Below are 3,304 nucleotides of genomic sequence, written 5' to 3' on the forward strand. Positions count from 1 at the left end.
GCACTCGATGCGCTGCGCCAGCCCCTCGAGACGGGCGAACTGATCATCGCGCGCGCCAACCATCGCATCGCCTATCCCGCACGCCTCCAGCTCGTTGCCGCCATGAACCCCTGCCGTTGCGGCGGCGGACCGGGGCAGGCGTGCAAGCGCGGCCCTCGCTGCGCGGCCGATTATCAGGCGCGCATCTCCGGCCCGATGCTCGACCGGATCGACCTGCAAATCGAGGTGCCCGCGGTCTCCGCGGCCGATCTGGTGCTGCCTCCGCCCCTCGAGGGAAGTGCAGACGTGCGCACCCGCGTCGTCGCGGCCCGTGATCTTCAGCGCCAACGCTTCGAAGCCCTCGGCGCGCCACCGACGGTGCGGACCAACGCGGACTGCAGCGGCCACATCCTCGAGCAGACGGCCCAGCCGGACGAAGCCGGCCTCGCGCTGATCCGCCAGGCGGCCGACACGCTCAAGCTCTCGGCACGCGGCTATCATCGCACGCTGCGCGTTGCCCGCACCCTCGCCGATCTCGACGGTGCCGATAGCGTGCGCCGCATTCACGTGGCCGAGGCCCTGTCCTACCGCGGTGAAACATTGCGCGCGGACCGCCCAGTGACGCCGCAATAGATGGCAGCCGGACCCCGCGGCGGCCTGGCATGCCCCTGACCTCGGCTATTAACCAAGTCCGCAGATACCGAAAAAGCGCGCCGGAACCCTCGTCCGCCAGCAAGGTTACTGCGGCTTCACGGCCAGCCCCGCCTTCCCGGCCGTCATCTTGCGACTTAGAAATGATTGCGACCTGAAACAGGAGCTCACCATGTCGAGACCAGTCGCCTACGCGCTAGCAGCGTTATGTCTATCCGCCTCATCACCCGTCATCGCGCAAACGGCGCCACCGATGAACATGCAGATGGAGGAGCTCCGCTCCGAACCCAAGGAATTGACCGACATTCGCATCGACGTCGTGAAGAACGCCTTGCAGCTCACCGCCGATCAAGCCAAGTACTGGCCCGCGATCGAAGAGGCCATCCGCTCGCGGGCAGAGGAGCGCCGCGAACGACTGGAGCGCTTCGCTGCCCGGATGCGGGAACCGCAACCGGATCGCAATATTGTGAGGGTTCTTCAGAATCGGGCCGATAACCTAGCCGAGCGCGCAACCAGCCTAAAGAAGCTGGCCGATGCCTGGCAGCCTCTTTATCCGACATTGACGGATGCACAAAAGCGACGGCTGCGCGTGCTCGCAGCGGTTGTCATTCATACCGCGCGAGAAGGCATCGAGGACCGCCATCAGGAAGCGATGATGGAGGAGGAGGATGCTTGGCACTGGTGAGTTTTTCAGGCTGCGAAAAACAAAAGAGGAGCGTCACGCGGACGCTCCTCCTTGAAGGACTTCAGACGATCGGCCCTTTGATCAGTCCTTGATGCCGCGCTGAATCTTCGTCGCAACGACCGTGTTCTGCAACAGGCAGGCGATCGTCATCGGCCCGACGCCACCCGGCACCGGCGTGATAGCGCCTGCAACTTCGGCGCACTCTGCATAAGCGACGTCGCCGACAAGCTTGCTCTTGCCGTTCTCGCCCGGCACGCGGTTGATGCCGACGTCGATGACGATGGCGCCCGGCTTAATCCAGTCTGCCTTCACCATCTCCGGACGGCCCACCGCCGCGATCACGAGGTCCGCAGTGCGCACGACGCCCGGCAGATCCTTCGTCTGCGAGTGCGCGATCGTCACCGTGCAGCTCTCGCGCAGCAGCAGCGCCGCCATGGGTTTGCCGACGATGTTCGACCGGCCGATGACGACGGCGTTGAGTCCCTTGAGGTCCGGCACGGCGCGCTTGGCGAGGATGGCCGATCCCGTCGGCGTGCACGGCACGAGCGTGCGCTCGCCGATCCACAGCCGGCCGACGTTCGTGGGATGGAATCCGTCCACGTCCTTGTCGGGATCGATGGAGTTCAGCACCTTCTCGGCGTTGATATGCTTGGGCAGTGGCAGCTGGACCAGGATGCCGTTGACGTTCGGATCCGCATTGAGCTTCTGCACGAGGGCAAGAAGATCTTCCTCGCTCGTCATCTCCGGCAGCTTGTGCTCGAACGACTGCATGCCGACCTCGACGGTCTGCTCCGCCTTGTTCTTGACGTAGACCCGGCTCGCCGGATCTTCGCCGACGAGCACCACTGCGAGGCCTGGCGTTATGCCGTGCTCCGCTTGCAGCGTCTTGACGTCCGCCGCCACCTGCTTGCGGACATCCGCTGCAATCGCCTTGCCATCAATGATCTGGGCCGCCATGGGCTCCCCTCCTTTTTTGCCACGTTTTTTCCATCAAGCGAGGCGGGCCAGCCTTTCAGCCAGCCGTGCCTCGACGTCCATTGCGTTGCCGGTAATCTCGACCGCTTTCACGCGCGATTTCCCGCCCTTGGCGATCCGCACGCTACTCTGGGCCACGCCGAGCCAGCCAGCCAGCAGCTTGACGAGAGCGGCGTTCGCCTCTCCCTCGGCGGGAACAGCACGTACCCGCGCCTTGAGCGCAGGCCCCTCCGCCGTATCCTCGATGCCGTCGACCTCATCTTTGGACGATTTTGGCGTGATCCGCACGCGCACGATGACGCACCCGTTGCCGCGCCGCCAGGGCATGACTGCGGGATCCGCTTTACCGGCGCCTTCCGTCACAGGAACGGCTTGGCGATATTCGGCAGCACGACGCTCTGGATAAAGAAGAGCCCGAGCAGGAGCACGAGCGGGGAAAAGTCGATTCCGCCGAAGTCGGGCAAAAATCTTCGGATCGGCCTCAGCACGGGCTCCGTGACAGCCCCGAGCGCCTGCGCAAGGGTGCTGATGAACCGGTTGTAGGGATTTACAACGCCGAAGGCCATCAGCCAGCTCAAGATCACCGAGGCCAGGATTACGTAGACATAGAGAGAAATGAGGTAGCTGATGAAGCTGAGCAGCTCGATCATTGTTCGCCTGATCCTAAGTGCTTTGGAAAGCCAGCTCCGGTGTAGCCGCTCGAATGTCTTGCGGCAAGCCGGGGCTTGACGTCGTCCGCATGGATCGAGACAAGCGCGCCCTCGTCATTGCGCGCTTCCGACTGCTCTCTGCTAAGATCGCTATGCTTATCGAAGGCCATCACAGGGTCTGAAAAACGGGTTCAGCATCACTGGATCCGGATGGATTTCTTTCACGTCTGTGCTGCCGATTTCTTGACAATGGGAAATGCCGCGCTGTAAATGCCCGAACCTCGGACGGGTGCGCGCCGTCCGAGGTTTGGGGCCGTAGCTCAGATGGGAGAGCGCTGCAATCGCACTGCAGAGGTCAGGGGTT

5 protein-coding genes are annotated in these 3,304 nt (G+C 63.5%); 2 read left to right on the top strand and 3 right to left on the bottom strand.

The features are described from left to right. Both V7P99_RS14720 and V7P99_RS14725 read left to right on the top strand, forming a co-directional pair. A partial coding sequence (locus tag V7P99_RS14720) for an ATP-binding protein (RefSeq protein WP_333795584.1) occupies window positions 1-612 on the top strand: 612 nt, incomplete at its 5' end. 271 nt (window positions 613-883) lie between these two features. Continuing rightward, window positions 884-1,315 carry a Spy/CpxP family protein refolding chaperone gene (locus V7P99_RS14725; RefSeq protein WP_333795585.1) on the top strand — a complete coding sequence of 144 codons (432 nt, stop codon included), beginning with the start codon at window positions 884-886 and terminating at the stop codon, window positions 1,313-1,315. An 81-nt stretch (window positions 1,316-1,396) separates the two neighbouring features. Here V7P99_RS14725 and folD read toward each other — a convergent pair whose 3' ends face one another. The 3 genes from folD to V7P99_RS14740 are packed head-to-tail and all read right to left on the bottom strand — an operon-like array spanning window position 1,397 to window position 2,940. Further along, window positions 1,397-2,272, bottom strand: coding sequence for a bifunctional methylenetetrahydrofolate dehydrogenase/methenyltetrahydrofolate cyclohydrolase FolD (gene folD, locus V7P99_RS14730; RefSeq protein ID WP_333795586.1), 876 nt, complete (start codon window positions 2,270-2,272; stop codon window positions 1,397-1,399). A 33-nt stretch (window positions 2,273-2,305) separates the two neighbouring features. After that, complete coding sequence (locus tag V7P99_RS14735; RefSeq protein WP_333795587.1) at window positions 2,306-2,617, bottom strand: DUF167 domain-containing protein; 312 nt, start codon at window positions 2,615-2,617, stop codon at window positions 2,306-2,308. Between the two features lie 32 nt (window positions 2,618-2,649). Next, a complete protein-coding gene (locus tag V7P99_RS14740; RefSeq protein ID WP_333795588.1) occupies window positions 2,650-2,940 on the bottom strand; it encodes a YggT family protein in 291 nt (96 codons plus the stop codon). Between the last annotated feature and the right edge of the window lie 364 nt (window positions 2,941-3,304).

This window comes from Hyphomicrobium sp. (assembly GCF_036780825.1).
Classification (GTDB): Bacteria; Pseudomonadota; Alphaproteobacteria; order Rhizobiales; family Hyphomicrobiaceae; genus Hyphomicrobium_C.